This window comes from Nocardioides plantarum, assembly GCF_006346395.1.
In the GTDB taxonomy this organism is placed as follows: domain Bacteria; phylum Actinomycetota; class Actinomycetes; order Propionibacteriales; family Nocardioidaceae; genus Nocardioides; species Nocardioides plantarum.
This window is the reverse complement of record NZ_VDMS01000003.1, coordinates 1-24,449: the sequence shown is the minus strand read 5'-3', so window position 1 is coordinate 24,449 and position 24,449 is coordinate 1. Positions and strand designations below refer to the sequence as shown.

Here is a 24,449-nt window from a genome sequence, read left to right as displayed (position 1 = left end):
CCCGGCCCGGTCGGGCCGGGTCCAGGCTCAGCGCTTGCGCTTCTCGCGCACCCGCTGCTGCAGGATGATCGGGGTCCCGACGAAGCCGAACTCCTCGCGCAGCCGCCGCTCGACGTACCGCTCGTAGGACGCCTCGAGCTTGCCGGAGGTGAACAGCACGAACATCGGCGGCGCGGAGCCGGCCTGGGTGCCGAACATGATCTTGGGCTGCTTGCCGCTGCGCACCGGGTGCGGGTGCTCGGCGATGAGCCGGCCGAGGAAGCCGTTGAGCACGCCGGTGCTGATCCGGGTCTCCCAGCCCTCGAGCGCCTTGTCGATGGCCGGGACCAGCCGGTCGATGTGCCAGCCGGTGCGGGCGGTGACGTTGATGCGCGGCGCCCACTGCACCTGCACGAGGTCGCGCTCGATCTCGCGCTCGAGGTAGTAGCGGCGCTCGGCGTCGACGAGGTCCCACTTGTTGAAGGCGATGACCAGGGCGCGTCCCGACTCACGGATGGTCTGGATGATCCGCATGTCCTGCTCGGAGACCGGCTGGCCGCCGTCGATGACCAGGATGGCGACCTCGGCCCGGTCGATGGCGGTCGTGGTGCGCAGGGAGGCGTAGTACTCGTGGCCCGAGGCCTCCTTGACGCGCTTGCGGATGCCGGCGGTGTCGATGAAGCGCCACAGGCGCCCGCCGAGCTCGACGAGCTCGTCGACGGGGTCGACGGTCGTGCCGGCGACGTTGTCGACGACCACGCGGTCGGAGCCGGCGAGCTGGTTGAGCATGGAGGACTTGCCGACGTTGGGCTTGCCGACGATGGCGATGCGACGGGGGCCGCCGGGCTCCTTGTCGCGATCGGGCGGCGGCTCGGGCAGGGCCTCCAGCACGGCGTCGAGCATGTCGCCGGAGCCGCGGCCGTGCAGCGCCGAGACGGGCCACGGCTCGCCGAGCCCGAGGTTCCACAGCGCGAACGCCTCGGCCTCGGTGCGCGCGTCGTCGACCTTGTTGGCGGCCAGGACGACGGGCTTGCCCGACTTGCGGAGGATCTTGACGACCTCCTCGTCGTGGTCGGTGATCCCGACGGTCGCATCGACCACGAAGAGCACGGCGTCGGCCAGCGTCACGGCCACCTCGGCCTGGGCCGCGATGCGCTGCGCGAGACCCTTGGCGTCGGGGTCCCAGCCGCCGGTGTCGACGACGGTGAAGGCGCGGCCGTTCCAGTGCGCGTCGTAGGGGACGCGGTCACGGGTGACGCCGGGCACGTCCTCGACGACGGCCTCGCGGCGGCCGATGATGCGGTTGACGAGGGTCGACTTGCCCACGTTGGGGCGCCCCACGACCGCGAGCACCGGGATGGGCCCGTCGTGCTCGCCGTCGCCGTTGCCGCCGTCGTGGTCGTACGTCTCGATGTCGTGCTCGGTCATGCTGACTTCTCCGTGACACCCCCACCGGGGTCTGGTTCGTGCTGGCCCGCAGGGAGCGGTCCGGGGAGCGAACGCCCGGTCGCACCGATGGATTCCTGCAGGTCGGCGAGCATCCGGGCCCGCAGGAGGCGTGACGCCTCGCCGACATCGTCTCGCGTCCGGGGCCAGGACACCGCATCCACGGCGTACGGCGCGGCGAAGACGAGGTCGATGGTGCCCCCGCGACGCGGCAGCGACGACGACGCGCCACCCGGCTCGCGGGTGCCGAACATCGTCAGGGGGACGATCGGCGCGCCCGTGGTCATGGCCAGGTAGGCCGCGCCGCGGTGGAAGAGCTCGAGCTCGCCGGCCCCCCGGGCGCCCTCGGGGAAGATGCCGACGACGCCGCCCTCGCGGAGCACGTGCACGGCCAGTCGTACGGCGCGCGGGTCGGTCTGCATCCGGTCGAGCGGGATCTGGCCGGCCCAGGTCAGGAACCGTCCCAGGAAGCCGCGGAACATCTCGAGCTTGGTCAGCGCGTGCACCGGGCGCGGCGCGAAGATCGCCATCAGCGGGCCGTCGATGATGCCGGTGTGGTTGGCCGCGATCACCACCGGACCGCTCGCGGGGACGTGCTCGGCCCCGTGCACGACCACGCGGTAGCGCCGCCGGATCAGCCAGCGGGCCACCGGTCGGGCTCCGTGCAGGAGCCACCGCTCGGGGCGGCGTACGCCGTCGGTGCGCGGGCGCTCGGCGTGGCTGCCCGGACCCGTCGCCGGACCCGTCGCCGGACCCGTCGCCGGACCCGTCGCCGGGCTCACGCCGGTGCGTCGAGGGTCTGCTCGACGAGACCGACGAGCAGGGAGACCACCTCGTCGAGGGTGTAGGACGTGGTGTCGAGGTGCACGGCACCATCGGCCTGCACCAGCGGGGCGGTGGCGCGCCCGGAGTCGATGCGGTCGCGCTCGCGCAGCACCCGCTCGGTGGCGCCGACGTCGGAGCCACCCTCCTCCCGGGCGCGGCGGGCAGCGCGGGCGGCGGGGTCGGCGGTGACGTAGACCTTGACCTCGGCCTGCGGCCACACGACGGATCCGATGTCACGCCCCTCGACGACGATCCCGCCGCTGGGCTGCCCGGGCGGGGCGATGATCTGCCGCTGGAGGTCGAGCAGGCGGGCCCGGACCGCCGGCACGGTGCTGACCGGCGACACCGACCGGGTCACCTCGTCGGTGCGGATCTGGACGCTGACGTCCTGGCCGTCGACCTCGATGGTCGGGTCACGAGGGTCGGTGCCCGAGGCCAGCACGAGGTGGTCCACCCGGGCGGACACGGCATCGGCGTCGTGCACGTCGACGTCGTGCTCGAGCATCCACCAGGTCACGGCGCGGAACATCGCGCCCGTGTCGAGGTAGCGCAGCCCGAGCCGCTCGGCCACGCCGCGACAGGTGCTCGACTTGCCCGAGCCCGACGTGCCGTCGACCGCCACCACGATGCGTCCCAGGTCCATCACGGGCACAGACCCTACTGGTCGGGAACCGAGCGGACGCGGGTCAGGTCGCTGCGCAGTGCCGCCGCCCCGTGCAGGTAGCAGTGGGTGATGTCGGCGCGGGGCAGGTCGGTCTCGACGTGCGCCATCATCCGCACGACCCGCGGCATCGACCCGGCGATCTCGAGCTCACGCGCGCAGATCAGCGGCACGTCGCCGAACCCGAGCTGTCGCGCGGCGTAGGCCGGGAACTCGCTGTGCAGGTCGGAGGTCGCGGTGAAGATCACCGAGATGAAGTCGTCGACCTCCAACCCGTTGGACGCCATCACGTCGAGCACCATCTCCGAGACGCGCTCGAGCATCTGCTCGCGCTCGTCGGAGTCGAGCTGGGTCGCTCCCCTCACCGCACGCACCGCCATGCCTCCAGGCTAGAGGCAGGAGGTACCAGCACCACACGCCGGCTGAGGTGCGAGCGCAGCGAGCCTCGAAGCCACCGCAGCGTCACGTCGACCGCGCCCGCCGGGGTCCCGCCGACTCACGCCGGCTGATAGCTCCCGAACGACCAGTGGTTGCCCTCCGGGTCGCGCACACTGCCGCCGCGCCCGCCGTAGTCCTGGTCGACCATCGGGCGCTCGACACTCGCCCCGGCGGCCACCGCGGCGTCGAACAGGGCGTCGGGGTCGTCGGTGACGAGGTACGCCGAGGACGCGCCGGGAGCCGTGACCGGCGCCCCCTCGCGGACGCTTCCGGCCATCAGGCCAGCGCCCCCGTCCCACACCCACTCCCCGTGCACGACCACCGACGGGTCGGCCTCGTCGCGGTGGACGGCGTGCTCGCGGAACCCGATCGCGGCCAGCCAGGCGCCCATCACCTCGACGTCGCGGAAGCTCATGCTCTGCCAGTGCTTGATGTCCTTGGTCTCCATGACCTCAGCCTGGCGGGTCGTCGGGCGCCCTGTCTTGGACGGATGGGAGCTCGCGGCGCCGCCACTCCGTCGGGCTGCAGCCCGCGAACGCGACCCACTCCCGCGTCAAGTGGGACTGGTCGGCGTAGCCGCAGCGCACGGCCACCTCGACCAGGGGAAGCCCGGTGCGCACCTGGGCATGGCTGCGCTCGAACCGCGCCAGCCGTCCCCAGTGCTGCGGGCTCACGCCCGCCTCGGCACGGACCAGGTCGCCCAGGTGGCGGCGGCTGAAGCCCACGTCGTCGGCGACGTCAGCCACCGAGGCGCCACCGGTCAGCCGCGCCAGTGCCCGGCAGACCTCGGCCCGCGGCCCCGGGACGTCATGCCGCGCCAGCGACCCGACCAGCGCGCGGGCGACCAGCCCCTCCCAGGCCGCCTGGTCGGCGTACGAGAGGCGCTCGGGGAGGTCGCGCAGGGCCGGGTCGACCTCGGCGACCTCGGCCATCTGCCCCGCCAGCCCCGCCGCCGGCGTCCCCAGCAGCGCCCGGGCTCCCGCCACGGTGAGCTCCACGAAGACCCCGCGCTGACGCCGGCCGTGGTGGATCGCCGCCGGTGCCGGGTGCAGCCCCGACACGTTGGCCCAGTAGCGCCCGCGTGCGGCCCCGTCGTGCCAGCCGACGTCGACCGGCTCGTCGACCGCCAGCACCAGGGTCAGCCGCGTCGACGGCATCCCGATGTGCACCCCCGGCTCGCCGACGACGTCGTACGCCGCTAGGCGAGCGACGTACGGCGCCAGCACCGGTGGCACGCTCATGCGCGCCACCGTACGCCGCCGTGGCTACAGCTTGACGCTGTCGAGCAGGGCGCCCAGCTCGTCGTTGGTCAGCTCGCGCAGCTCGCCCGACGGCAGGCCACCGAGCCGGACCGGGCCGAACCGGATCCGGCTCAGCTTGCGCACGGGGTGGCCCAGGTGGTCCAGGAGCCGGCGCACGATGCGGTTGCGGCCCTCGTGGATGACCAGCTCGACGATCGACTTGGGCCGGGTCGAGGCGACGACGCGCACCTCCGTGGGGCGCACCGGTCCGTCGTCGAGCTCGACGCCGGCGAGCAGCGCCGCGACGGTGTCCTTGGTGACCTCGCCGTCGACCTCGGCGACGTAGGTCTTGTCCACCTCGTACGACGGGTGCGCCATCTTGTGGGCGAAGTCGCCGTCGTTGGTGAGCAGGATCAGCCCCGAGGTGTCGGTGTCGAGGCGCCCCACGTGGAAGAGCCGCTCGGGCCGGTCGTCGACCAGGTCCTGGAGCGTCGGACGACCCTCGGGGTCCGACATCGTCGACACCACGCCGCGGGGCTTGTGGAGCACCAGGTAGACGTGCTCGGAGACCGGCGGCAGCCGCAGCCCGGAGACCCGGATCACCGCGGTGCGGGGGTCGACCTTGGCGCCCAGACGCGTGACGACCTCGCCGTCGACCTCGACCTCGCCGTCGAGCATCAGCTCCTCGCACTTGCGGCGCGAGGCGACCCCGGACTGCGCGAGCAGCTTCTGCAGCCGGATCAGTCCTTCGTCGTCGGTCGCGACCTCCCTCATGGCGCCGGGTCCGGCTCGATGTCGGGACCCGCGTCGGGAGCCGCCGCGGGCGGGGTGACCATGTCGGCCAGCTCGTCCTCGAGGTCGTCGAGGTCGGGCAGGTACGGCGCCAGCTCGGGCAGCTCGTCGATCGACTGCACGCCGATCCGCTCCAGGAAGTAGGTGGTCGTCCGGTAGAGCGTGGCGCCGTGGTCGCCGTCGCGGCCGGCCTCCTCGACCAGGCCGCGCGCGAGCAGCGTGCGCATGACGCCGTCGACGTTGACGCCGCGGATCGCCGAGACCCGGGCCCGCGACACGGGCTGCTTGTAGGCCACGACCGCCAGCGTCTCCAGGGCCGCCTGGGTCAGCCGCGCCTGCTGGCCCTCGAGCACGAAGCCCTCGACCACGGCGGCGTACTCCTCGCGGGTGTAGAAGCGCCAGCCACCGGCGACGTTGCGCAGCTCGAACCCGCGTCCCTGCTCGGCGTACTCCGCGGCGAGCGCGTCGAGGGCGGCCGTCACCTCCTCGGCCGGATAGCTCACCGCGGTCGCCAGGACGGTGGCGTCCAGCGGCTGGTCGGCGACCATGAGCACCGCCTCGAGCGAGGGTCGCAACGCGGTGAGCGGCACCGCCAGGGTGTCGGTGTCGGACTCGGTCACGGGCTCTCCTCAGGGACGACGGGCAGGGGCGTGCCGTCGAACTCGTCGATGTCGATGGTGTCGGCGACGTCGTCGGACTCGTCGCCGGTCCAGCGCACGGTCAGCTCGCCGAGGGCCTGTGCCTGCTCGAACGCGACCGCACCCTCGCGGAAGAGCTCGAGCAGCGCCAGGAACCGTGCGACCGTGGTCAGGGTGTCGGGCGAGTCGCCGCACAGCGCCCGGAAGGTGAGCGTGCCACCGCGCTTGAGCCGGTCGACCACGAGCCCGGCCTGCTCGCGCACCGACACGGTGGCGGCGTGGATGTGGTGCAGGGCGACCTCGGGCTCGACCTTGGGCTCCAGTGCCTTGGCCGCGAGCCCCGCGAACTGGTCGAGCCCGATCCCGATGAGCACCTCGGGCAGCAGCCCGGCGTACCGCTCCTCCAGGCCGACCGCCCGCGGGTGACGCAGCGCCTCGCCGTCGAGCCGGGTCGCGAACAGGGCCGCGACCTGCTTGAACGCCTTGTACTGCATCAGCCGCGCGAAGAGCAGGTCACGCGCCTCGAGCAGCGCGAGGTCCTCCTCGTCCTCGACGTCGCCCTGCGGCAGGAGCCGCGCGCACTTGAGGTCGAGCAGCGTCGAGGCCACCAGCAGGAACGACGTGGTCTGCTCCAGGTCCCATCCCTCCCCCTCCGGGGACAGGGACTGGCGGGCCTTGATGTGCGCGATGAACTCGTCGGTCACCTGCGACAGCGCGACCTCGGTGATGTCGAGCTTGTGCTTGGAGATCAGGCTGAGCAGCAGGTCGAAGGGGCCTTCGAAGTTGTGCAGGTGCAGCGAGAACTCCGGGGCGGTGGTCCCGGGCTCCGGCCGCTCGAGGTCCGTCGTGGTCATGGAGGGGTCATTCGTCGAGCAGACCGCGTACGAGCATCGAGTCGGCGCCCTGGGCGTGGAAGTCGGCCAGCACCAGGTCGATCGCCTCGCGCACCAGGCGTCCGCGGTCGACGACCAGGCCGTGCACGGCACGCAGCTCCAGCCGGGTCCGCTCCAGGTCGAGCAGCTCGTCGGGCGTGACGTAGACGGTCATCTTCTCGTCGTGCTTGATGCGACCGCTCGCACGCCTGCGGGCGGCCTCGTCGCCGCTGTCGGGTGCCTCGACGGCGTCCGGGACCACACGGACCTTGCTCGATCCCGGGCCCGACTCCTTGGCCGATCCCGTGGCCGATCCCTGGGGCTTCCCCACCCCGGGGTCGGCATCGGCGTCGGGCGCCGTGGGCCGGAACAGGTCGTCGGCCGCCGGCAGGCTCACTCGTCGGGCCATCGGGTGAGCACCTCCCTGGCCAGCTGACGGTAGGAGTCGGCCCCGGCCGAGCTCGAGGCGTACGCCGTGATCGGCTCGCCGGCCACGGTCGCGTCGGAGAACTTCACGGTGCGCCGGATCACGGTGTGGAACACGGTGTCTCCCCACGCCTGCACCAGGCGGTCCATGACCTCACGGCTGTGCAGGGTGCGGCCGTCGAACATGGTGCCGAGGACTCCGTCGATCTCGAGCTTGGGGTTGAGCCGCTCGCGGACCTTGTCGATGGTCGTCTTGAGCAGCGCGACGCCACGCAGCGCGAAGTACTCGCACTCCAGCGGCACGATCACGCCGTCGGAGGCGGTCAGCGCGTTGACCGTGAGCAGGCCGAGCGAGGGCTGGCAGTCGATGAGGATGACGTCGTACTGGTCGAGGGCGGGGGCCAGGACGCGCTGCAGGGTCTGCTCGCGGGCCACCTCGTGCACCAGCTGCACCTCGGCGGCCGACAGGTCGATGTTGGACGGCAGCAGGTCCATGCCCGGCACGCCCGACGGCACGACGACGTCGTCGAGGGTGACGTCGCGCTGCATCAGCAGGTTGTAGATGCTCAAGTCCATCTCGTGCGGGTTGAGGCCCAGGCCGACCGACAGGGAGCCCTGCGGGTCGAAGTCGACCAGCAGCACCCGGCGGCCCTGCTCGGCCAGGGCGGCACCCAGGTTGATCGTGGTCGTGGTCTTGCCGACCCCGCCCTTCTGGTTGCACATCGACACCACCCGGGCCGGGCGGCCCTCGACCACGGGACCGGGCGCCACGAAGACGGGCACCGGCCGGCCGGTGGGCCCGATCTCGGGGGTCGCCGGCGGCGTGGGTACGGCGGGGGCGGTGGTCTCGGGGCGCTCGAACGGCAGCGTCGCGGCGACCGGTTCGCGGGGCGCGAGGTCGTCGGGGCGGCTGGCGCGCGGGACCTCCGTGCGTGGCGGCATCGCGGGGGTGCCGACGAACGATCCGTCAGTCATGGCTGCTCCTCAGGTGGGGGTCGTCGTCCGGGCGCTGGTCCCGATCCAGTCAACAATGTCGACACAGCGACTTGCGGGACGACTCGCCGGGAGCCTAGGCCCGTCTCGGTCCGGGCGGCACCACCGGGTCGCCGACGATCCGGTGGACGCGGGTGGGCCTGTCAGACTGGTGGGGTCGACGCGCCCGACACCCGGATCGGCGCCGACAACGCGAGCAGACGGAGGACCACCATGGCCAGGGCGCTGCTCGCCGCCGTCTTCGGCGTCGTGATGTGCGTGCTCGCCGTGCTGCCCGGCTCGGGCCACGACGGCTCCGCGCCGACCGCCGCCGACCGACGTACGGCCACCGCAGAGACCCCGGACCCGAGCGTGACCGAGCCCTCCTCCCCCGCCAGCTCGGCACCGACCTCGGCGACGACCTCGGCGCCGTCGACCGATCCCGAGCCGACGACCCAGCCCCCGCAGACCACGCCTCCTGACCAGGACTGCACCCCCGACGTGCCGTTGGTCGACGGTGACGCCACGCCCGAAGCCGTCTGCCTGGCCGCGACCCTCGACGACTGGCGGACCAGCGGCCGCTACGGCCTGGGCCAGCAGCTCAACGTCTCCAACGCCGACTACCTCGCCCCGCTCGACGAGCTGCAGCCCGAGCGGCCGGCCGTGGTCGGCTTCGACCTCGACGAGCTCGCCCTCGGCGAGACCTACGACTTCGCGACGCCACCGCTGCAGTCCCTCCTCGAGCTCAACGAGGAGGGCGTCGTGCTCACCGCGTCGTGGCACACCCTCAACCCCGGCACCGGTGGCGACTCCTACGACAAGGGCTGGCAGGACCTCGGCGCGCTGCTGAGCCCGGGCAACGCCGCCTACGACGCCTTCTGGCGCGACGTCGACGCCAAGATCGAGCTGCTCCAGCGACTGCAGACCGGCGATGACGGCCGCTTCGCGCCGGCCGCCGTGGTGTTCCGGCCCCTGCACGAGGCCAACGGCGACTGGTTCTGGTGGGCCCAGGGCACCGACCCCTCCACCTACCGGAAGCTGTACGCCGCCATCCAGCAGCGCGCCGCCGAGGCCGGCGTCCACAACGTCGTGTGGGGCTGGTCGGCCAACGCCGTCAACGACGACCGGATCACCGACCCGCTGACGATCCTGCCCGACCGGGTCGACCTGGTCGGCGTCGACAGCTACGAGGAGATGGCCGACAAGACCTCCCAGGCCGACCGGCTCGACCTGTCCGGACTGGCCCAGCTCGCCGGACGGGTCCCGCGGGCCGCGGTCACCGAGGCCGGGCCCCACGGCAGCAGTAGCGGGGCGTGGGATCCCGCCCGGGTGGCGCCCAGCGCCGCCGCCGACGGCGTGTCCCCCGCCTACGTGATGATGTGGTTCGACGACGGCGACGGCTCCGACGGCTCCACCGGCAAGAAGCAGCTGGGCTCACTGCGCGGTGGGCCCGAGCTGCTGTCGACCTGCCCCGACGGGGTCTGCTCGACCTCGTGAGGCTCACCCGGCCCCGAGCCGGTCACTGACGCTCAGCCGTCGGTGAGGCAGCGGAACGCGACGGTGGCCAGCACCAGCTCGCCGGCCTCGTCGGAGGCGTCGAGGTCGGCGACGGCCTCGATGACCCAGTCGCGGTCGCCGGCCGGGTCGGCCAGGGTCTGGGTGACCCGCCACAGCCGCGTCTCGCCGGGGTCCTCGTCGGGGTCGACACCCGCGGGAGAGCCCGTCTCGGCCGAGACCTGCAGCAGCTCCGGCCCGCGGGCGTCGCCCGCGGTCAGCACCGTGTCGTGCTGGGCGTAGTACGCCTCGATGGCCTCGTCCCAGGCCGACCGACCCATGACCACGTCACGCGGCGGGTCGAGGCGGTCGGCGGCGTCGCGCTCCAGGCGCATCAACCCGTCGAGGTCGTCGCGCGCGACGAGCTCGACGCGCCGCCACATGGCGTTGCGCACCATCACGCGGAACGCCCGGTCCTGCTTGGAGATCGGGCGCGGCGAGGTCGGCGGCTCGTTCTCGAGCACCGAGCGTGCGGCGTGGTCGGGGTCGTTGAGCGCCTCCCACTCGTCGAGCAGCGACGAGTCGGTCTGGCGCACGGTCTCGCCGAGCCACTCCAGCAGGTCCTCGAGCTCGGGGGTGCGGTGCGACTCGGGCACGGTCTGGCGCAGCGCGCGGTAGGCGTCGGTGAGGTAGCGCAGCACCAGCCCCTCGGAGCGCGCCAGCTGGTAGCGCGAGCAGAAGTCGGTGAACGACATCCCCGCCTCGTACATCTCACGCACCACCGACTTCGGGTCGAGCGCGTCCTCGCGCAGCCACGGGTGCCGCGTGCGATAGATCTCGTACGTCGCCTCGAGCAGCTCGGCCAGCGGCTGCGGCCAGGTGATCTTGTCGAGCAGGGTCATCCGCTCGTCGTACTCGAGCCCGTCGGCCTTCATCTCCGCCAGTGCCTCGCCGCGGGCCGCGTGCTGCTGGGCGAAGAGGATCTGTCGCGGTGCCTCGAGGGTCGCCTCGATGACCGAGACGATGTCGACGGTGTGGTCGTCGGACTCCGGGTCGAGCACCTCGAGGGCCTCGATCGCGTAGTGGGACAGCGGCTGGTTGAGTGCGAAGTCGTCGGGCACGTCGTCGGCGAGCACGTAGCGGCGGCCGAGCGCGTCCGGCTCGGCCAGGCGCACCATCGTCCCGGAGTCGAGCAGCGAGCGCGCCAGGCGCAGCGCGCGCCGGGCCAGGCGCAGCTGCTGGCGTCGTGGCTCGTGGTTGTCGGTGAGCAGCCGACGCATCACGGCGAAGCCGTCCTCGTCGCGCGACAGCACGTTGACGAGCATCGCGTTGTCGACCTTCATCCGCGACACGAGCGCCTCGGGCACTCCGGCCACGAGCTTGTCGAAGGTCGCCTCGGTCCACACGACGGTGCCCTCCGGCGGCTTCTTCAGCTGGGCCTTGCTGCCGCGCTTGGCCTGCTTCTCCTCGCTCATCGCGGCGTTCTTCGCGGCCGCCTTGGCCTTGGCGCGCTCGTTGGCGATGGTGTGCTCGGGAGCCTGGACGACGACGTACCCGGCGGTGTCGAAGCCGGCGCGGCCCGCTCGTCCGGCGATCTGGAGGAACTCCCGCACCCGCAGCACCCGCGAGCGGGTGCCGTCGTACTTGGCGAGGGCGGTGAACAGCACCGTGCGGATCGGCACGTTGATGCCGACGCCGAGGGTGTCGGTGCCGCAGATGACCGTCAGCGCCCCTGCCTGCGCGAGCTGCTCGACCAGGCGGCGGTAGCGCGGCAGCATCCCGGCGTGGTGCACGCCGATCCCCCGGCGCAGCAGCTTCGAGAGCGTCTTGCCGAAGCCGGCGCCGAACCGGAAGCCGACGGGCAGCTCGACCACGGTCCCCTTCGGCAGCCACGAGGCGGTCAGCAGCGACGTGGCGTGCTCGACGGCGTCCTTCTGGGTGAAGTGCACGACGTACGCCGGCGCCTGCCGGGTCGTGACGATCTCCTCGAGCGTCTCGGCCAGCGGGGTCAGCGCCCACGTGAAGCTGAGCGGCACCGGACGCTCCGCCTGGTCGACGACCGCGGTCTCGCGCCCGTTGCGGAGGGTGAGGTCGGCGGCCAGGTCGGTGACGTCGCCGAGGGTGGCCGACATCAGCACGAACTGGGTGTCGGTCAGCTCGAGCAGCGGCACCTGCCACGCCCACCCCCGGTCGGGCTCGGCGTAGAAGTGGAACTCGTCCATCACGACGAGGCCGACGTCGGCAGCGGCGCCCTCGCGCAGCGCCAGGTTGGCCAGCACCTCGGCGGTGCAGCAGATGATCGGGGCGTCGGCGTTGACCGTGGCGTCGCCGGTGAGCATGCCGACGTTGTCGGCGCCGAAGACCTGGCACAGGTCGAAGAACTTCTCGCTCACCAGCGCCTTGATCGGCGCGGTGTAGAACGACACCCGGTCGTCGGCGAGCGCGGCGGCGTGCGCGCCGATCGCCACCAACGACTTGCCCGAGCCCGTCGGGGTGGCGATGACGACGTTGCTACCCGCGACGATCTCCATGATCGCCTCGTCCTGGTGCGGGTAGAGCGGGAGCCCGCGCCCCTCGGCCCACTCCGAGACCGCCAGGAAGACGTCGTCGGGGGCGGTGCCGGGTGTGGGGACCCACGACGGCGTCAGGGGTCCAGCTCGCTCGGGCACCCGGCCATCCTTGCGCAGGTCAGGAGAGGTCGAGGTTGCAGGTCTGGTCGACCCAGTCGCTGGCGGCCTCGACCTTGTCGTCGTCGCTGCCCGAGAGCTTCTCGTCGAACGTGGCCAGGTCCTTGCCGGTGGCGTCGTCGGGGATCGCCACCAGCAGTCGCGACATGATGCCGATCCCGTCGCTCTCGTCGTCGGTCAGGCTCGACGGCAGGTCGGCGTCGGCCAGGCCCTCGCCCCACGCGTGCAGCGCGTCGACCAGCTCTGCCGGGAGGGGGGTGGACTGGTCGGTCGAGAGGGTGCCGGTGCCCTTCACGACGGCGTCGTACGCCGTGCTGAAGACGCCGCACACCTCGGCCGCGTCCGCCGGGACCGGCGTGGTGGGGCCGTCGGACGCGCTCGGGTCGTCACTGGGGTCGTCACCGGCGTCGCCATCGGCGTCGCCATCGGGGTCGTCACCGGGGTCGCTGGAGGTGGTCGGGGCGGCCGGGCTGGTGGTCTCGCTCGACGGCGTGTCGGTCGCGGACTGCGACGGGCTGTTCGTCGGGTCCGCCTTCGTGTCGTCGTCACCGTCGTCGCCGCACCCGACCAGCAGGGCGGCACAGACGGCGAGCGGCAGGATCAGGCGGAGGGGTCGCACGGACATGGCTTCTCCAGTCGTCGGGGGTGGGGTGCTGCGGTGGGACGTTGCCCGGGACTGCGTGGTTCAGTCGCGGGCCCGCGGGTGCGCGGTCGCGAACACCTCGCGCAGGTTCTCGACCGTCACCAGTGTGTAGACCTGGGTGGTGGTGACCGACGCGTGTCCGAGCAGCTCCTGGACCACGCGTACGTCGGCACCCCCGTCGAGCAGGTGGGTCGCGAACGAGTGTCGCAGGGTGTGCGGCGAGACGTCACGGGTGACCCCTGCCCGCTCCGCCGCCTTGACCAGCACGGCCCACGCCGACTGCCGCGAGAGCCGACCGCCCCGGGCGTTGAGGAACAGTGCCCCGCCGACCCCGCCGCGGTGCGAGACCGCGCCGGCCGAGACCAGCTCGGCGCGACCGCGCACCAGGTAGGCCTCGACGGCCTCCCGGGCGTAGGACCCCACCGGCACCAGGCGCTCCTTGCCGCCCTTGCCACGCAGCAGCACGGTGCCGTCGGTCAGGTCGAGGTCGTCGACGTCGAGGCCGACCGCCTCGGAGATCCGGGCCCCGGTGCCGTAGAGCACCTCGAGCAGCGCCCGGTCGCGCAGCGCCAGGGTCGTGCCTGCTGCCCCGGACGCCTCGAGGATCGCCTCGACGTCCGAGAGCGGCAGCGCCTTGGGGAGTCGCTTGGCCGCGGCCGGCGGCTTGACCGAGGCGGCCGGGTCGACCTCGGCGAGCCCGTCGGCGACCGCGAACCGGTGGAAGCCGCGGACGGCGACCACCGTCCGCGCGGCCGAGGTCGAGCTCAGCGGCGGGTGGTCGGCGTCGCCCTCGCGCAGCCGCACCAGGAACGCGGTCACCGTCTCCTCGCGCACGCCGGCCAGGTCCTCGATGCCCACCGTGCCGAGGAACTCCAGGTAGCGCCGCAGGTCGCGTCGGTAGGACGTGAGCGTGTTGAGGGCCAGCCCCTTCTCGACCGTCAGGTGGTCGAGGTAGGTACGGACCGCCGCCGCGACGTCCCCGTGCCCCACCCTCAGGACGCCGTCACGAGGTCAGCACGTCCTCGAGCGGGACCGCCGCGATCCCGACGGCCTCGCCGACGGGGCCGTTGGTGAGCTCACCGGCGTGCGTGTTGAGGCCCAGGGCGAGCGAGCGGTCGGCGACGCAGGCGTCGAACCAGCCCTTGTCGGCCAGCGCGACGGCGTACGGCAGGGTCGCGTTGGTCAGCGCGTACGTCGAGGTGTTGGGCACCGCGCCGGGCATGTTGGCCACGCAGTAGAACGTCGAGCCGTGCACCTGGTAGGTCGGGTCGGCGTGGGTGGTGGCGTGGGTGTCCTCGAAGCAGCCGCCCTGGTCGACGGCGATGTCGACGAGCACCGAGCCCGGCTTCATCCGCGAGACGAGTTCGTTGGAGACGAGCTTGGGCGCCGCGGCGCCGGGGATCAGCACGGCACCGATGACCATGTCGGCCTGGGTGACCTGCTGCTCGATGGTCAGCCGGGACGACGCCAGGCCGTGCACCTGGTTGTTGTAGCGCCAGAACGACATCCGCAGCTTGTCCAGGTCGGTGTCGAGCAGGGTGACGTCGGCGCCCATGCCGAGGGCGATGTTGGCGGCGTTCTGCCCCGAGACGCCGGCTCCGATGATGACGACCTTGGCGTTGGCCACACCGCCGACGCCGCCCATCAGCGTGCCGCGGCCGCCCTGGGCCTTGAGCAGCGCGTAGGCCCCGACCTGGGGCGCCAGGCAGCCGGCGACCTCCGACATCGGGTAGAGCAGCGGCAGCCCGCCCGAGGGCAGCTGCACCGTCTCGTAGGCGATCGCGGTGACCCGGCGCCGCAGGAGCTCCTCGGTCAGCGGCTTGTCGGCCGCGAGGTGGAGGTAGGTGAACAGGGTGAGCCCCTCGCGCATCCGCGGGTACTCCTCGGCGACCGGCTCCTTGACCTTCAGCACCAGGTCGACGCCCCCGTCGGTCCCCCACGCCTCCTCGGCGCTCCCCACGATCCTCGCGCCGGCGGCGACGTACTCGGCGTCGGTGATGGAGGAGCCGAGCCCGGCGCCCTCCTGGACCACCACGTCGTGGCCGTGCGCGATCAGCTCGTGCACGCCGATCGGCGTGATGGCGACGCGGTACTCGTGGTTCTTGACTTCCTTCGGGACGCCGATGCGCACGTGGTCTCTCCTGGGATGTGGGAGTGGGGTGGTGGGGCTGACGGCTCGTGGCCGCTCCGCACGCTAGTACGTCGCCGTCGGTCAGACGAGCCCACGCGCCCGCGCCAGCAGGACGGCCTGGATGACCGGACCGTCACCGACGCGCCCGGCCAGCACCGCGTCGTACAGCTCGGCGAACGGCACCCAGGCCGAGGTCATGTCGGCCTCCTCGTGGTGCAGCTCGAAGTCGCCCCGGTCGGCGGGACTCAGTCCGCGCGCCAGGAACAGGTGCTGCACCTCGGCGCTGATGCCCGGCGAGGGGTACGACGTCGCCAGCAGCGTCCACGAGGTCGCCTGCAGCTGGGCCTCCTCGCGCAGCTCGCGTCGGGCGACCTCGACCGGCTCCTCGCCGGGGTCGCCGTCGAGCAGACCCGCCGGGATCTCGACGAACCGACGACCGGCCGGGTGTCGGTACTGCCACAGCACGAAGACCCGGTCGTGGTCGTCCACCGCCAGGATCACGGCGGCCCCGGGGTGCTCGACCACCAGCCGCCGCGCGGTCGCGCCGTCGGGGGTCACCACCTGGTCGGCACGGAGCGCCACGACCCACCCGTCACGGTGCAGGTCCAGGGTCGAGGAAACGGGCCACTGCTGGGGGACGTCGGCGAGGTCGGCCATGGCCCGACGCTAACGTGACGGACGGTCTCCCCGTCGGACGGAGTGGTCGAGGCCGGCCTGCGCGGCCTCAGTCGGCGAGGTCGTCGTGCGGCACCTCGATCGGGAAGCGCAGCTCCTTCTGCCGCTCGATCGCGGCGCCGACCAGGCCCGCGAACAGCGGGTGCGGTCGGGTCGGGCGTGAGCGCAGCTCGGGGTGCGCCTGCGTCGCGACGTAGTAGGGGTGCACCTCACGGGGCAGCTCGACGAACTCGACCAGGTCGAGGTCGTTGTTGAGGCCGGAGAACACCAGGCCCGACTCGGCGATCTGGTCGCGGTAGTCGTTGTTGACCTCGTAGCGGTGGCGGTGCCGCTCCTCGATGCGGTCGGCGCCGTAGGCCTCACGCACGATGCTGCCCGCGAGCAGGTCGGCCGGGTAGAGGCCCAGGCGCATGGTGCCGCCGAGGTCGCCCGCCCCGTCGACGAAGGACTTCTGCTCCTCCATGGTGGCGATCACCGGCTCGGGGCAGGTCGGGTCGAACTCCGTCGAGGCGGCCTTCGACAGCCCCGTCACCTGACGGGCGTACTCGATGACCATGCACTGCAGCCCCAGGCACAGCCCGAGCGTCGGGATGCCGTGGGTGCGGGTGAAGGTCAGGGCGCCGAGCTTGCCCTCGATGCCGCGGATGCCGAACCCACCGGGTACGACGACGGCGTCGACGTCGCCGAGGTGCTTGGCCGCACCGGCGGGCGTCTCGCACTCGTCGGACTGCACCCAGCGCACGTGCACCTTGGCCTCGTGGGCGAAGCCACCGGCGCGCAGCGCCTCGACGACCGACAGGTAGGCGTCGGGCAGGTCGATGTACTTGCCGACCAGGGCGATCGTGACGTCCTCCTTGGGGTGGTGGACGCGGCGCAGCAGGTCGTCCCACACGGTCCAGTCGACGTCGCGGAACGGCAGGTCGAGCCGGCGTACGACGTAGGCGTCGAGCCCCTCGCGGTGCAGCACCTTGGGGATGTCGTAGATCGACGGGGCGTCGGCGCAGGTGACCACGGCCTCCTCGTCGACGTCGCACATCAGCGAGATCTTGCGCTTGATCGAGTCGGGCAGCTCGCGGTCGGCGCGGCAGACCACGGCGTCGGGCTGGATGCCGACCTGACGCAGCGCGGCCACCGAGTGCTGCGTGGGCTTGGTCTTCAGCTCGCCCGAGGGACCGATGAACGGCACCAGCGAGACGTGCAGGAAGAAGCAGTTGTCGCGGCCGATCTCGTGGCGCACCTGGCGTGCCGACTCCAGGAACGGCAGCGACTCGATGTCACCGACGGTGCCGCCGATCTCGGTGATCACCACGTCGATGTCGGGCGACCCCATCGCGAGGATGCGGTCCTTGATCTCGTTGGTGATGTGCGGGATGACCTGCACGGTGTCACCGAGGTAGTCGCCGCGACGCTCCTTGGCGATGACGCTGGAGTAGACCTGCCCCGTCGTGACGTTGGCGATCTGGTTGAGGTCGGTGTCGAGGAACCGCTCGTAGTGACCGATGTCGAGGTCGGTCTCGGCGCCGTCGTTGGTGACGAACACCTCGCCGTGCTGGAACGGGTTCATCGTCCCGGGGTCGACGTTGAGGTAGGGGTCGAGCTTCTGCATCGTCACCCGCAGGCCGCGCGAGCGCAGCAGTCGACCCAGGCTCGAGGCGGTCAGGCCCTTGCCGAGCGAGGAGGCGACGCCTCCGGTGACGAACACGTGCTTGGACTGGTCTACCGGGGCCACCTTCACGGGATTCGATCCTATCCCACGGCGCGGACCGGCTCAGCCATCGGCGCGCGGTCCCGGGGGTGTCGGACGTGAGGACTGCGCCACCTCGAGCAGCTCCTTGGCGTGGGCCAGCCCGGTGTCGGAGTCGGCCTGACCGGCGAGCATCCGCGACAGCTCCCGCTCGCGGGCCGCGTCGTCCAGGACGGTGAGTCCCGAGGTCGTCACCGACCCGTCGCTCGCCTTCTGCACCAGCACGTGCCGATCGGCGTACGCCGCCACCTGCGGCAGGTGGGTGACCACGAGGACCTGGGCGGTCCTGGCCAGCTCGGCCAGTCGGCGTCCGACCTCGACGGCCGCGGCGCCGCCGACGCCTGCGTCGACCTCGTCGAAGACGAAGGTGGGCACGGGGCTGGTGCCGGCGAGCGCCACCTCGAGGGCGAGCATGACCCGGGAGAGCTCACCGCCGGAGGCCCCCTTGCTGAGGGCTCGCGGCTCGGCCCCGACGTTGGCAGCGAGCAGGAGCTGGACGTCGTCGGCGCCGTGGGCGGCCGGCTCGACCGGGGTGACGGTGATCGTCAGGCGGGCGTGGGGCATCGCGAGCAGCGCCAGCTCGGCGGTGACCTGCTTCTCCAGGCGGCGCGCCGCCTTGGTGCGGGCTTTGCTGAGCGCGGTCGCGGCCACGGCCAGCTCACCGGACAGCCGGTCCCGGTCACCGGTGAGGGTGACGATGCGCTCGTCGGTGCCGTCGAGGTCGAGCAGTCTCGTGGCCGCCTGCTGCGACCAGGCGAGCACCTCGTCGATGCTGTCGCCGTACTTGCGGGTCAGTGCGGTCAGCGCCGCGCGCCGTTCGGAGACCGCGGCGAGCCGCGCGGGGTCGGTGTCGAGCCGCGAGGCGTACGACGCCACGTCGGCCGCGACGTCGGACACCAGGTAGGTGACCTCGGCGAGCCGGTCGGCCAGCGACGCCGCCTCGGGGTCGTGGTCGCGGACGCTCTCGAGGAATCCCCGGGCCGCGGAGGTGGTCGCCAGCGCGTCGGGTCCCCCGCTCTCGCTGGACAGGGCCTCGCGGGCCTGCTCGGCGGCGCTGCGCAGGGTGTCGGCGAAACCGAGCCGGGACTCCTCGGCCCCGAGCTCGTCGTCCTCGCCGGGCTCCGGCGACACCTCTTCGATCTCACCGAGCCCGAAGCGCAGCAGGTCGGCCTCACGGGCCCGCTCGCGGGCCGAGGCAGTGACCTCGGCCAGCTCACGGGTGGTCGCCTCGAGGCGCCGGTAGGTGTCGACGTAGGTGGCCAGCAGCCGGGACAGCGCGTCGCCGCCGAACCGGTCGAGCGCGTCGCGCTGGGCCCGTGGCAGCAGCAGACGGTGCTGGTCGGACTGGCCGTGGACCGCGACGAGCGGCTCGGTGACCTCGGTCAACCTGGTCACCGGCACGGTGGCGCCGCCGACGAAGGCCCGTGATCGGCCTTCGGCGGACACGTTGCGGGCCAGCACGACCACGCCGCCGTCGGGGCCGTCCTCGACCTCGCCGCCGACCTCGTCGACCGCAGCGGCGAACGCGTCGAGCCCAGCCACCCGGACGACACCCTCGACCCGCGCCTGACGGGCTCCGGTGCGCACCGCGCCGCTGTCGGCGCGACCGCCCAGGAGCAGGCCGAGCGCGGTGACGACCATCGTCTTGCCGGCGCCGGTCTCACCGGTGATGACGGTGAGTCCGGGACCGAGCTCGAGCACCGAGGAGTCGATGACCCCCAGCGAGCTGATCCGGATCTCCTCGATCACGAGGGGGACCCGCCGTCCTGGGCACCGAGCAGCCGACGCTCGCCCTCACCACGCCACCCCTCGACGTTGAGGCCGAACTTGGCCACGAGCCGGTCGGTGAACGGCGCCTGGTGCAGCCGGGCCAGGCGCACCGGCTGGCTGCCGCGGCGTACCTCCACCCGGGCGCCGGGCGGCAGGTCGACCGTGCGCCGCCCGTCGCACCACAGCACGCCCGCGCCCTGGTTGCGGTCGAGGACCTCGATCGCGACCAGGGAGTCGGGTGCCACGACCAGGGGTCGGGCGAAGAGCGCGTGCGCGCTCAGCGGGACGACGCACAGGGCCTCGACCCGGGGCCAGACGATGGGGCCGCCGGCGCTGAAGTTGTAGGCGGTCGAGCCGGTCGGGGTCGCGCACACCACACCGTCGCAACCCCACCGCGACAGCGGACGGCCGTCGACCTCGAGGACGACCTCCAGCATGCGCTCGCGCGCGGCCTTCTCGACGCTGGCCTCGTTGACCGCGAAGGTCGTGGTCACCACGGCTCCGTCCACCACGACCGCCACGTCGAGGGTCAGCCGGTCCTCCACCGTCCAGGTGCCGTCGACGATGGCCCGGATGGTCGCGTCGATCTCGCCCACCTCGGCCTCGGCGAGGAACCCGACGTGACCGAGGTTGACCCCCAGCACCGGCGTGCCGCTGTCGTAGGTGAACTCGACCGCGCGCAGGATGCTCCCGTCGCCGCCGATGACGAGCGTGAGGTCGCAGTCGCGGCTGGCGTCGGTCTCGGACTCGGTGAGCTCGATGCCCGATCCGGTCGGCGCGACGCCGAGGTCCTTGGCCTCGGCCGCCATCAGCCGGACCACGACGCCCTCGCGGGTGAGGCCCTCGACGAACGCGACGGCCACCGCGCGCGCCTCGGCGCGGCCCGTGTGGGCCAGCAGGAGTACTCGCCTGCTGGTGTGGGAGCTCGTCATGGCTCCAGCCTCTCACCCGGTGCCGACGGTTCGTCGGCGCCGTGCACAGCCAGGTGGACCTCGTCCTCCCCGATCTCGGCCTCACCCCGGCGCAGCCAGAGGAAGAACTCCACGTTGCCCGACGGCCCGGGCAACGGGCTGCGGGTGACCATGCGCGCTCCCCAGCCGCGCCGGGCCGCCTCGGCGGCGACGTGCAGCACCGCCTCGGAGCGCAGCGCGAGGTCGCGGACCACCCCGCCCTTGCCGACCCGGTCCTTGCCGACCTCGAACTGCGGCTTGACCATCAGCGCCAGGTCGCCGTCGGCCGCGGTCACCCCCACCAGCGCGTCGAGCACCAGGGTCAGCGAGATGAACGACAGGTCGCCCACCACGAGGTCGACGGCCCCGCCGATCAGGTCGGGGGTCAGCTCGCGCACGTTCTGCCGGTCGTGCACCGCCACCCGCTCGTCGCTCTGCAGCGACCAGGCCAGCTGGCCGTAGCCGACGTCGACGGCCACCACCTCGCGCGCTCCACGCCGCAGCAGGACGTCGGTGAAGCCGCCGGTCGAGGCGCCCGCGTCCAGGCAGCGGCGTCGCGCCACGACGAGGCCGCCCTGCCCGAAGACGTCGAGGGCTCCCGCCAGCTTGTGGCCCCCGCGCGACACGTAGTCGGGGCGGTCGGGGTCGACCGCCACCACGATGGCGACGTCGGTGGTCACCCCGGTCGCGGGCTTGGTCGCCACCGCGCCGGACACCTTGACCCGACCCGCACCGACCAGCTCCGCGGCGTGCTCGCGCGAGCGCGCGAGACCTCGCCGGACCAGCTCGGCGTCGAGACGCAGCCGCCGTGGCGGCACCGTCAGGCCGGCCGGGGGTCGTCGAGGGTACGCCGCAGCTCGGCGTGCACCTGCTCGAACACCGCCACCTGCTCGGCCAGCGGGCGCTCGCCCAGCGTGGCCACCGCGTCGATGACCGCGTCGACCCGGTCGACGCCGGTGGCGTCGGGCCGCTCCGCGGGCGGTTCGTCGAGGTCGTCAATCATGGGTCGAGGCTAGCGGCCGTCGGTGTCAGGCGGCGTCAGGCCCGCGGTGTCGACGACGTCCCCGGACTCGTCGAGTGCGTTCCAGGCCGCGACGGCGACGACCCGCCACCAGTCGTCGGCCGAGCCCGCGCCCTCGACCCGCAGCGCGCCCTCGTCGACCGACCCGGTCCATCCGCCGAGGACCCAGCCACCGTCGACGTGCTCCGGTGCCGGCTGCGGTTCGGTGAGCGCACGCAGGTCGAGCCCGACGTACGACGGCCGTTCCCCCTCGCGCGCGGCCACCAGCTCGGCCAGGCCGGTGACCCCGGTCAGCACCAACAGCGAGTCGATGCCGACGTTGCGGGCACCCTCGATGTCGGTGTCGAGCCGATCGCCGACCATCAGCGGACGATCGCCGCCCACCCGGCGCACCGTCTCGTCGAGCAGCGGCCGGGCGGGCTTGCCGGCCACCGTCGGCTCGACGCCGGTGAACCGGCGCACCGTGTCGACCAGCACCCCGTGGCCCGGCGCGGCGCCGTACGGCGTCGGGATCGTGCCGTCGGTGTTGCTGGCCACCCACCACAGGCCGTCGCGGATCCGGACCGCGGCGCGCATGATGTCGCCCCACGGCACCTGTGGCCCGTAGCCCGACACCACCGCGTCGGCGTCGTCCTCGACCCCGACCGCGACCAGGCCCCGCTCATAGAGGGCCTCCGCCAGTCCGGTGGTCCCCAGCAGCACGACCCGAGCGCCCTCGCCCAGTCGCTCGAGGAGCACCCCGGCCGCGGCCTGCGCGGACGTCACCACGTCGGCCGCGGTCGCCGGGACCCCCAGCTCGCCGAGGTGCTCGGCCACGGCGCCCGGCGGCCTCGACGCGTTGTTGGTGATGAACGCGACGCCCATGCCCTGGTCCCGGGCCGCCGCAAGGTGCTCAGGTGCTCCCGGCACCGCCTGCGGCCCCACGTAGACGACGCCGTCGAGGTCGAGCATCGCGAGATCGTAGGTGCGGCACAGCGGCGACGAGGACGACGACAACATGACGTCACTCTGGCAGCCGTGTTCCGGTCCGCTCGTCGCGACCCCGCCTCGTAGGCTGCACGGATGGACCAGGCGCCGGTGACCCCACCTCTCGTGGCCGGTCCGCTCCGTCTCGTCCCGTTCCGTGCGCTGCGCCTGGCCGACTCCCGGATCTCCGACCCGGCGTCGGCCAGGACCCTGGCGCGGCCCTATCACGACGTCCAGCAACGCCTGCGCACCTGGGAGCAGCGCGGGTTTCTGGTCCACGACGACACCCCGGCGCTCTACCTCCACGAGTACACGGTCAGCGGGATCACCGTGCGTGGGCTCGTCGGAGCGGTCGACGTCTCGCACCGGGCCCACCGCCTCGACCAACGGGCGATCCTGCCGCACGAGGGCATCTATCCCGCCCAGGCCGACGACCTCGCCGACCGGATGGAGGAGATGTGCATCAACCCGGCTCCCATCCTGCTGGTCCAGCGCTCCCCCGCGCCCCTGCGCGAGCTCCTGGCCACGGTGCGCTCGGGACCGGCCGAGCAGCTGATCGATCGTGCCGGCCAGCTGCACCGTTGGTGGACGCTGCGGGATCCTGAGCTCCTGGCCCGGATCGGCGAGCTCCTGGGGCCGACGACCGCGCTCATCGCCGACGGACACCACCGCTACGCGGCCTACCTCAAGCTCCAGGCGCGTAACCCCGGCGCCCCCACCGACCGTGGCCTCGCCATGATCGTCGACCACGACGACACCCCGCTCTTCCTCGGTGCGATCCACCGTCTCCTGCTCGGCTCCTCTATCCGTGATGTCGCCGACGCCGCTGCCGCCCTCGAGATCACCACCCACGAGACCACCCATGAACAGGCCGTCGCCGCTCTGGGCCCTTCGACCCTCGTGGCCACCGACAACGAGACCTGGATGGTGATCGACCTGGTGCTCGATGACGGACGGGTCGAGGTCGAGGTGCTCCACGACCTCCTGGTGCCGTCCTTGGCGCACGGACCGAGTCGCATCACCTATCACCACGCCGCTCAGGACGCCCTGCGCCAAGCCGGACCCGATCGCGGTACGGCGATGCTGATGCCCGCAACGACCCTGTCGCAGGTACAGCAGGTCGTCGAGGCCGGCCGGCTCTTCCCCGAGAAGGCCACGTCGTTCCAACCGAAGCCGGCCTTCGGCCTGTTCATCCGGTCCTGGCTCGACGAACGACCCGACCCTTCGTCACCTGCACCTCCACCCGTGACGCCGGACCTGACCCGGTCCTGAAGAACCGCCGGCGCAGCTCGCCGTCGACCTCGACGACGTCGCCCATCCGCCACGATCGCACCGACCTCTTCGCACGACTCGTCCATGCCACACACTCGAGGGCATCGACCTTGGTGGTGCGCTTGGGGTCCGGGGGTCGCGGCACCACCACCCGGAACGACACCAGCGTGTCCCCGCTGGGTAGCTCCTTCTCCTCGGGCACCGCGGAGAGCCGCCCCACGAGACGTACCTCGTTGATCGCCTCCTGGGACCCGAGCTCCGCGGGCTCCTGACCACCAGCCTTGCGTTGTGCACCCATTGCACGTCACCTCCTGCGCTGAGCCTCGTCGTTGTGGCCCACAACGGGGACGTCCCAGCCCGCGGACCTGTGGAGGATGCCCCCACGAGCGCAGCTGTGGACGACTCGTGGTCATACCAACCGTGGGTCGCGCAGAGCGGTCTGGCAGGAACGGCAAAAACACAAAGAGGCGACCCGATATCGGGTCGCCTCTTTGCGAATGTTTGTCCGGCGGCGTCCTACTCTCCCACAACCTCGCGATTGCAGTACCATCGGCGCTGGCAGGCTTAACTTCCGGGTTCGGTATGGGACCGGGTGTTTCCCTGTCGCTATGGCCGCCGTAACTCTATGTGCCCATCACCCCACCCCAGGGGATTCTGGTCGACCAACCCCCACAATCGGGGGGACGGTCGCCAGCCACCGTGGGTGGTGGGCAAGTCATGTTGTGTTCTCGTGGACGCGAGGCGTAACTAGGTGCTGTGTGTGTTACGCGTGTGTGGTGTTGGTTGAGGGTTTGTGTGGCAAGCCC

Annotated in this window: 25 protein-coding genes and 1 rRNA gene; 2 read left to right on the top strand and 24 right to left on the bottom strand. The window is 72.4% G+C overall.

The features are described 5' to 3' along the window. Positions 1–27: 27 nt before the first annotated feature. The 11 genes from der to FJQ56_RS15455 form a co-directional block, all read right to left on the bottom strand. The gene (gene der, locus FJQ56_RS15505; RefSeq protein WP_140010503.1) at positions 28–1,407 is read right to left on the bottom strand and encodes a ribosome biogenesis GTPase Der; all 1,380 of its coding nucleotides are present in this window, start codon (positions 1,405–1,407) and stop codon (positions 28–30) included. Further along, positions 1,404–2,207, bottom strand: coding sequence for a lysophospholipid acyltransferase family protein (locus FJQ56_RS15500; RefSeq protein ID WP_140010502.1), 804 nt, complete (start codon positions 2,205–2,207; stop codon positions 1,404–1,406). The genes der and FJQ56_RS15500 overlap by 4 nt, the downstream gene beginning before the upstream one ends. Continuing rightward, on the bottom strand, positions 2,204–2,893 hold the full coding sequence (gene cmk / locus FJQ56_RS15495) for a (d)CMP kinase (protein ID WP_140010618.1): 690 nt from the start codon (positions 2,891–2,893) through the stop codon (positions 2,204–2,206). Before cmk ends, FJQ56_RS15500 begins: the two co-directional genes overlap by 4 nt. 14 nt (positions 2,894–2,907) lie before the next feature. After that, a complete protein-coding gene (aroH, locus tag FJQ56_RS15490; protein WP_140010501.1) occupies positions 2,908–3,291 on the bottom strand; it encodes a chorismate mutase in 384 nt (127 codons plus the stop codon). A gap of 116 nt (positions 3,292–3,407) precedes the next feature. After that, complete coding sequence (locus FJQ56_RS15485) at positions 3,408–3,797, bottom strand: VOC family protein (protein WP_211351094.1); 390 nt, start codon at positions 3,795–3,797, stop codon at positions 3,408–3,410. A gap of 4 nt (positions 3,798–3,801) precedes the next feature. Further along, a complete protein-coding gene (locus tag FJQ56_RS15480) occupies positions 3,802–4,590 on the bottom strand; it encodes a helix-turn-helix domain-containing protein (RefSeq protein WP_140010500.1) in 789 nt (262 codons plus the stop codon). Between the two features lie 24 nt (positions 4,591–4,614). Further along, positions 4,615–5,364 (bottom strand): pseudouridine synthase, encoded by a 750-nt coding sequence (locus tag FJQ56_RS15475; protein WP_140010499.1) that lies wholly within the window; start codon positions 5,362–5,364, stop codon positions 4,615–4,617. Then, a complete protein-coding gene (gene scpB, locus FJQ56_RS15470; protein WP_140010498.1) occupies positions 5,361–6,002 on the bottom strand; it encodes an SMC-Scp complex subunit ScpB in 642 nt (213 codons plus the stop codon). Before scpB ends, FJQ56_RS15475 begins: the two co-directional genes overlap by 4 nt. After that, the gene (locus FJQ56_RS15465; RefSeq protein ID WP_140010497.1) at positions 5,999–6,874 is read right to left on the bottom strand and encodes a segregation and condensation protein A; all 876 of its coding nucleotides are present in this window, start codon (positions 6,872–6,874) and stop codon (positions 5,999–6,001) included. Before FJQ56_RS15465 ends, scpB begins: the two co-directional genes overlap by 4 nt. Positions 6,875–6,881: 7 nt before the next feature. Then, the gene (locus tag FJQ56_RS15460; RefSeq protein ID WP_140010496.1) at positions 6,882–7,301 is read right to left on the bottom strand and encodes a hypothetical protein; all 420 of its coding nucleotides are present in this window, start codon (positions 7,299–7,301) and stop codon (positions 6,882–6,884) included. Further along, a complete protein-coding gene (locus tag FJQ56_RS15455) occupies positions 7,286–8,293 on the bottom strand; it encodes a ParA family protein (RefSeq protein ID WP_140010495.1) in 1,008 nt (335 codons plus the stop codon). The genes FJQ56_RS15460 and FJQ56_RS15455 overlap by 16 nt, the downstream gene beginning before the upstream one ends. Positions 8,294–8,524: 231 nt before the next feature. On the opposite strand from FJQ56_RS15455, the gene FJQ56_RS15450 reads away from it, so the two are divergent. Continuing rightward, positions 8,525–9,787, top strand: a complete 1,263-nt coding sequence (locus tag FJQ56_RS15450; RefSeq protein ID WP_140010494.1) for a glycosyl hydrolase — start codon at positions 8,525–8,527, stop codon at positions 9,785–9,787. A gap of 32 nt (positions 9,788–9,819) precedes the next feature. Here the strand turns inward: FJQ56_RS15450 and FJQ56_RS15445 are convergent, their stop codons facing one another. The 11 genes from FJQ56_RS15445 to FJQ56_RS15395 form a co-directional block, all read right to left on the bottom strand. Continuing rightward, entirely contained in the window at positions 9,820–12,453 is a 2,634-nt protein-coding gene (locus FJQ56_RS15445; protein WP_170215426.1) for a DEAD/DEAH box helicase, read from the bottom strand. 19 nt (positions 12,454–12,472) lie between these two features. Beyond that, complete coding sequence (locus FJQ56_RS15440) at positions 12,473–13,090, bottom strand: hypothetical protein (protein ID WP_140010493.1); 618 nt, start codon at positions 13,088–13,090, stop codon at positions 12,473–12,475. A gap of 66 nt (positions 13,091–13,156) precedes the next feature. Continuing rightward, entirely contained in the window at positions 13,157–14,104 is a 948-nt protein-coding gene (xerD, locus tag FJQ56_RS15435; protein ID WP_211351092.1) for a site-specific tyrosine recombinase XerD, read from the bottom strand. A 13-nt stretch (positions 14,105–14,117) separates the two neighbouring features. Beyond that, entirely contained in the window at positions 14,118–15,245 is a 1,128-nt protein-coding gene (ald, locus tag FJQ56_RS15430; RefSeq protein ID WP_140010491.1) for an alanine dehydrogenase, read from the bottom strand. 81 nt (positions 15,246–15,326) lie between these two features. Further along, positions 15,327–15,902: an NUDIX domain-containing protein gene (locus FJQ56_RS15425; RefSeq protein WP_140010490.1), complete on the bottom strand. Its 576-nt coding sequence runs from the start codon at positions 15,900–15,902 to the stop codon at positions 15,327–15,329. A 67-nt stretch (positions 15,903–15,969) separates the two neighbouring features. Beyond that, entirely contained in the window at positions 15,970–17,649 is a 1,680-nt protein-coding gene (locus tag FJQ56_RS15420; protein ID WP_140010615.1) for a CTP synthase, read from the bottom strand. A 39-nt stretch (positions 17,650–17,688) separates the two neighbouring features. Next, complete coding sequence (recN, locus tag FJQ56_RS15415; RefSeq protein WP_140010489.1) at positions 17,689–19,413, bottom strand: DNA repair protein RecN; 1,725 nt, start codon at positions 19,411–19,413, stop codon at positions 17,689–17,691. Beyond that, a complete protein-coding gene (locus FJQ56_RS15410; RefSeq protein WP_140010488.1) occupies positions 19,410–20,366 on the bottom strand; it encodes an NAD kinase in 957 nt (318 codons plus the stop codon). Before FJQ56_RS15410 ends, recN begins: the two co-directional genes overlap by 4 nt. Continuing rightward, a complete protein-coding gene (locus FJQ56_RS15405; RefSeq protein WP_140010487.1) occupies positions 20,363–21,202 on the bottom strand; it encodes a TlyA family RNA methyltransferase in 840 nt (279 codons plus the stop codon). The genes FJQ56_RS15410 and FJQ56_RS15405 overlap by 4 nt, the downstream gene beginning before the upstream one ends. Before the next feature lie 2 nt (positions 21,203–21,204). Further along, positions 21,205–21,387: a hypothetical protein gene (locus FJQ56_RS15400; protein WP_140010486.1), complete on the bottom strand. Its 183-nt coding sequence runs from the start codon at positions 21,385–21,387 to the stop codon at positions 21,205–21,207. 9 nt (positions 21,388–21,396) lie between these two features. Further along, the gene (locus tag FJQ56_RS15395) at positions 21,397–22,356 is read right to left on the bottom strand and encodes an HAD-IIA family hydrolase (RefSeq protein WP_246084191.1); all 960 of its coding nucleotides are present in this window, start codon (positions 22,354–22,356) and stop codon (positions 21,397–21,399) included. A gap of 111 nt (positions 22,357–22,467) precedes the next feature. Between FJQ56_RS15395 and FJQ56_RS15390 the strand changes: the two genes are divergently transcribed. After that, positions 22,468–23,643 carry a DUF1015 family protein gene (locus tag FJQ56_RS15390; RefSeq protein WP_140010484.1) on the top strand — a complete coding sequence of 392 codons (1,176 nt, stop codon included), beginning with the start codon at positions 22,468–22,470 and terminating at the stop codon, positions 23,641–23,643. Here the strand turns inward: FJQ56_RS15390 and FJQ56_RS15385 are convergent. Together FJQ56_RS15385 and rrf are read right to left on the bottom strand one after the other, a co-directional pair. After that, a complete protein-coding gene (locus FJQ56_RS15385; RefSeq protein ID WP_140010483.1) occupies positions 23,561–23,941 on the bottom strand; it encodes a single-stranded DNA-binding protein in 381 nt (126 codons plus the stop codon). The two genes, FJQ56_RS15390 and FJQ56_RS15385, sit on opposite strands and share 83 nt — an antisense overlap. A gap of 205 nt (positions 23,942–24,146) precedes the next feature. Beyond that, a 5S ribosomal RNA gene (gene rrf / locus FJQ56_RS15380) occupies positions 24,147–24,263 on the bottom strand. Positions 24,264–24,449 lie beyond the last annotated feature (186 nt).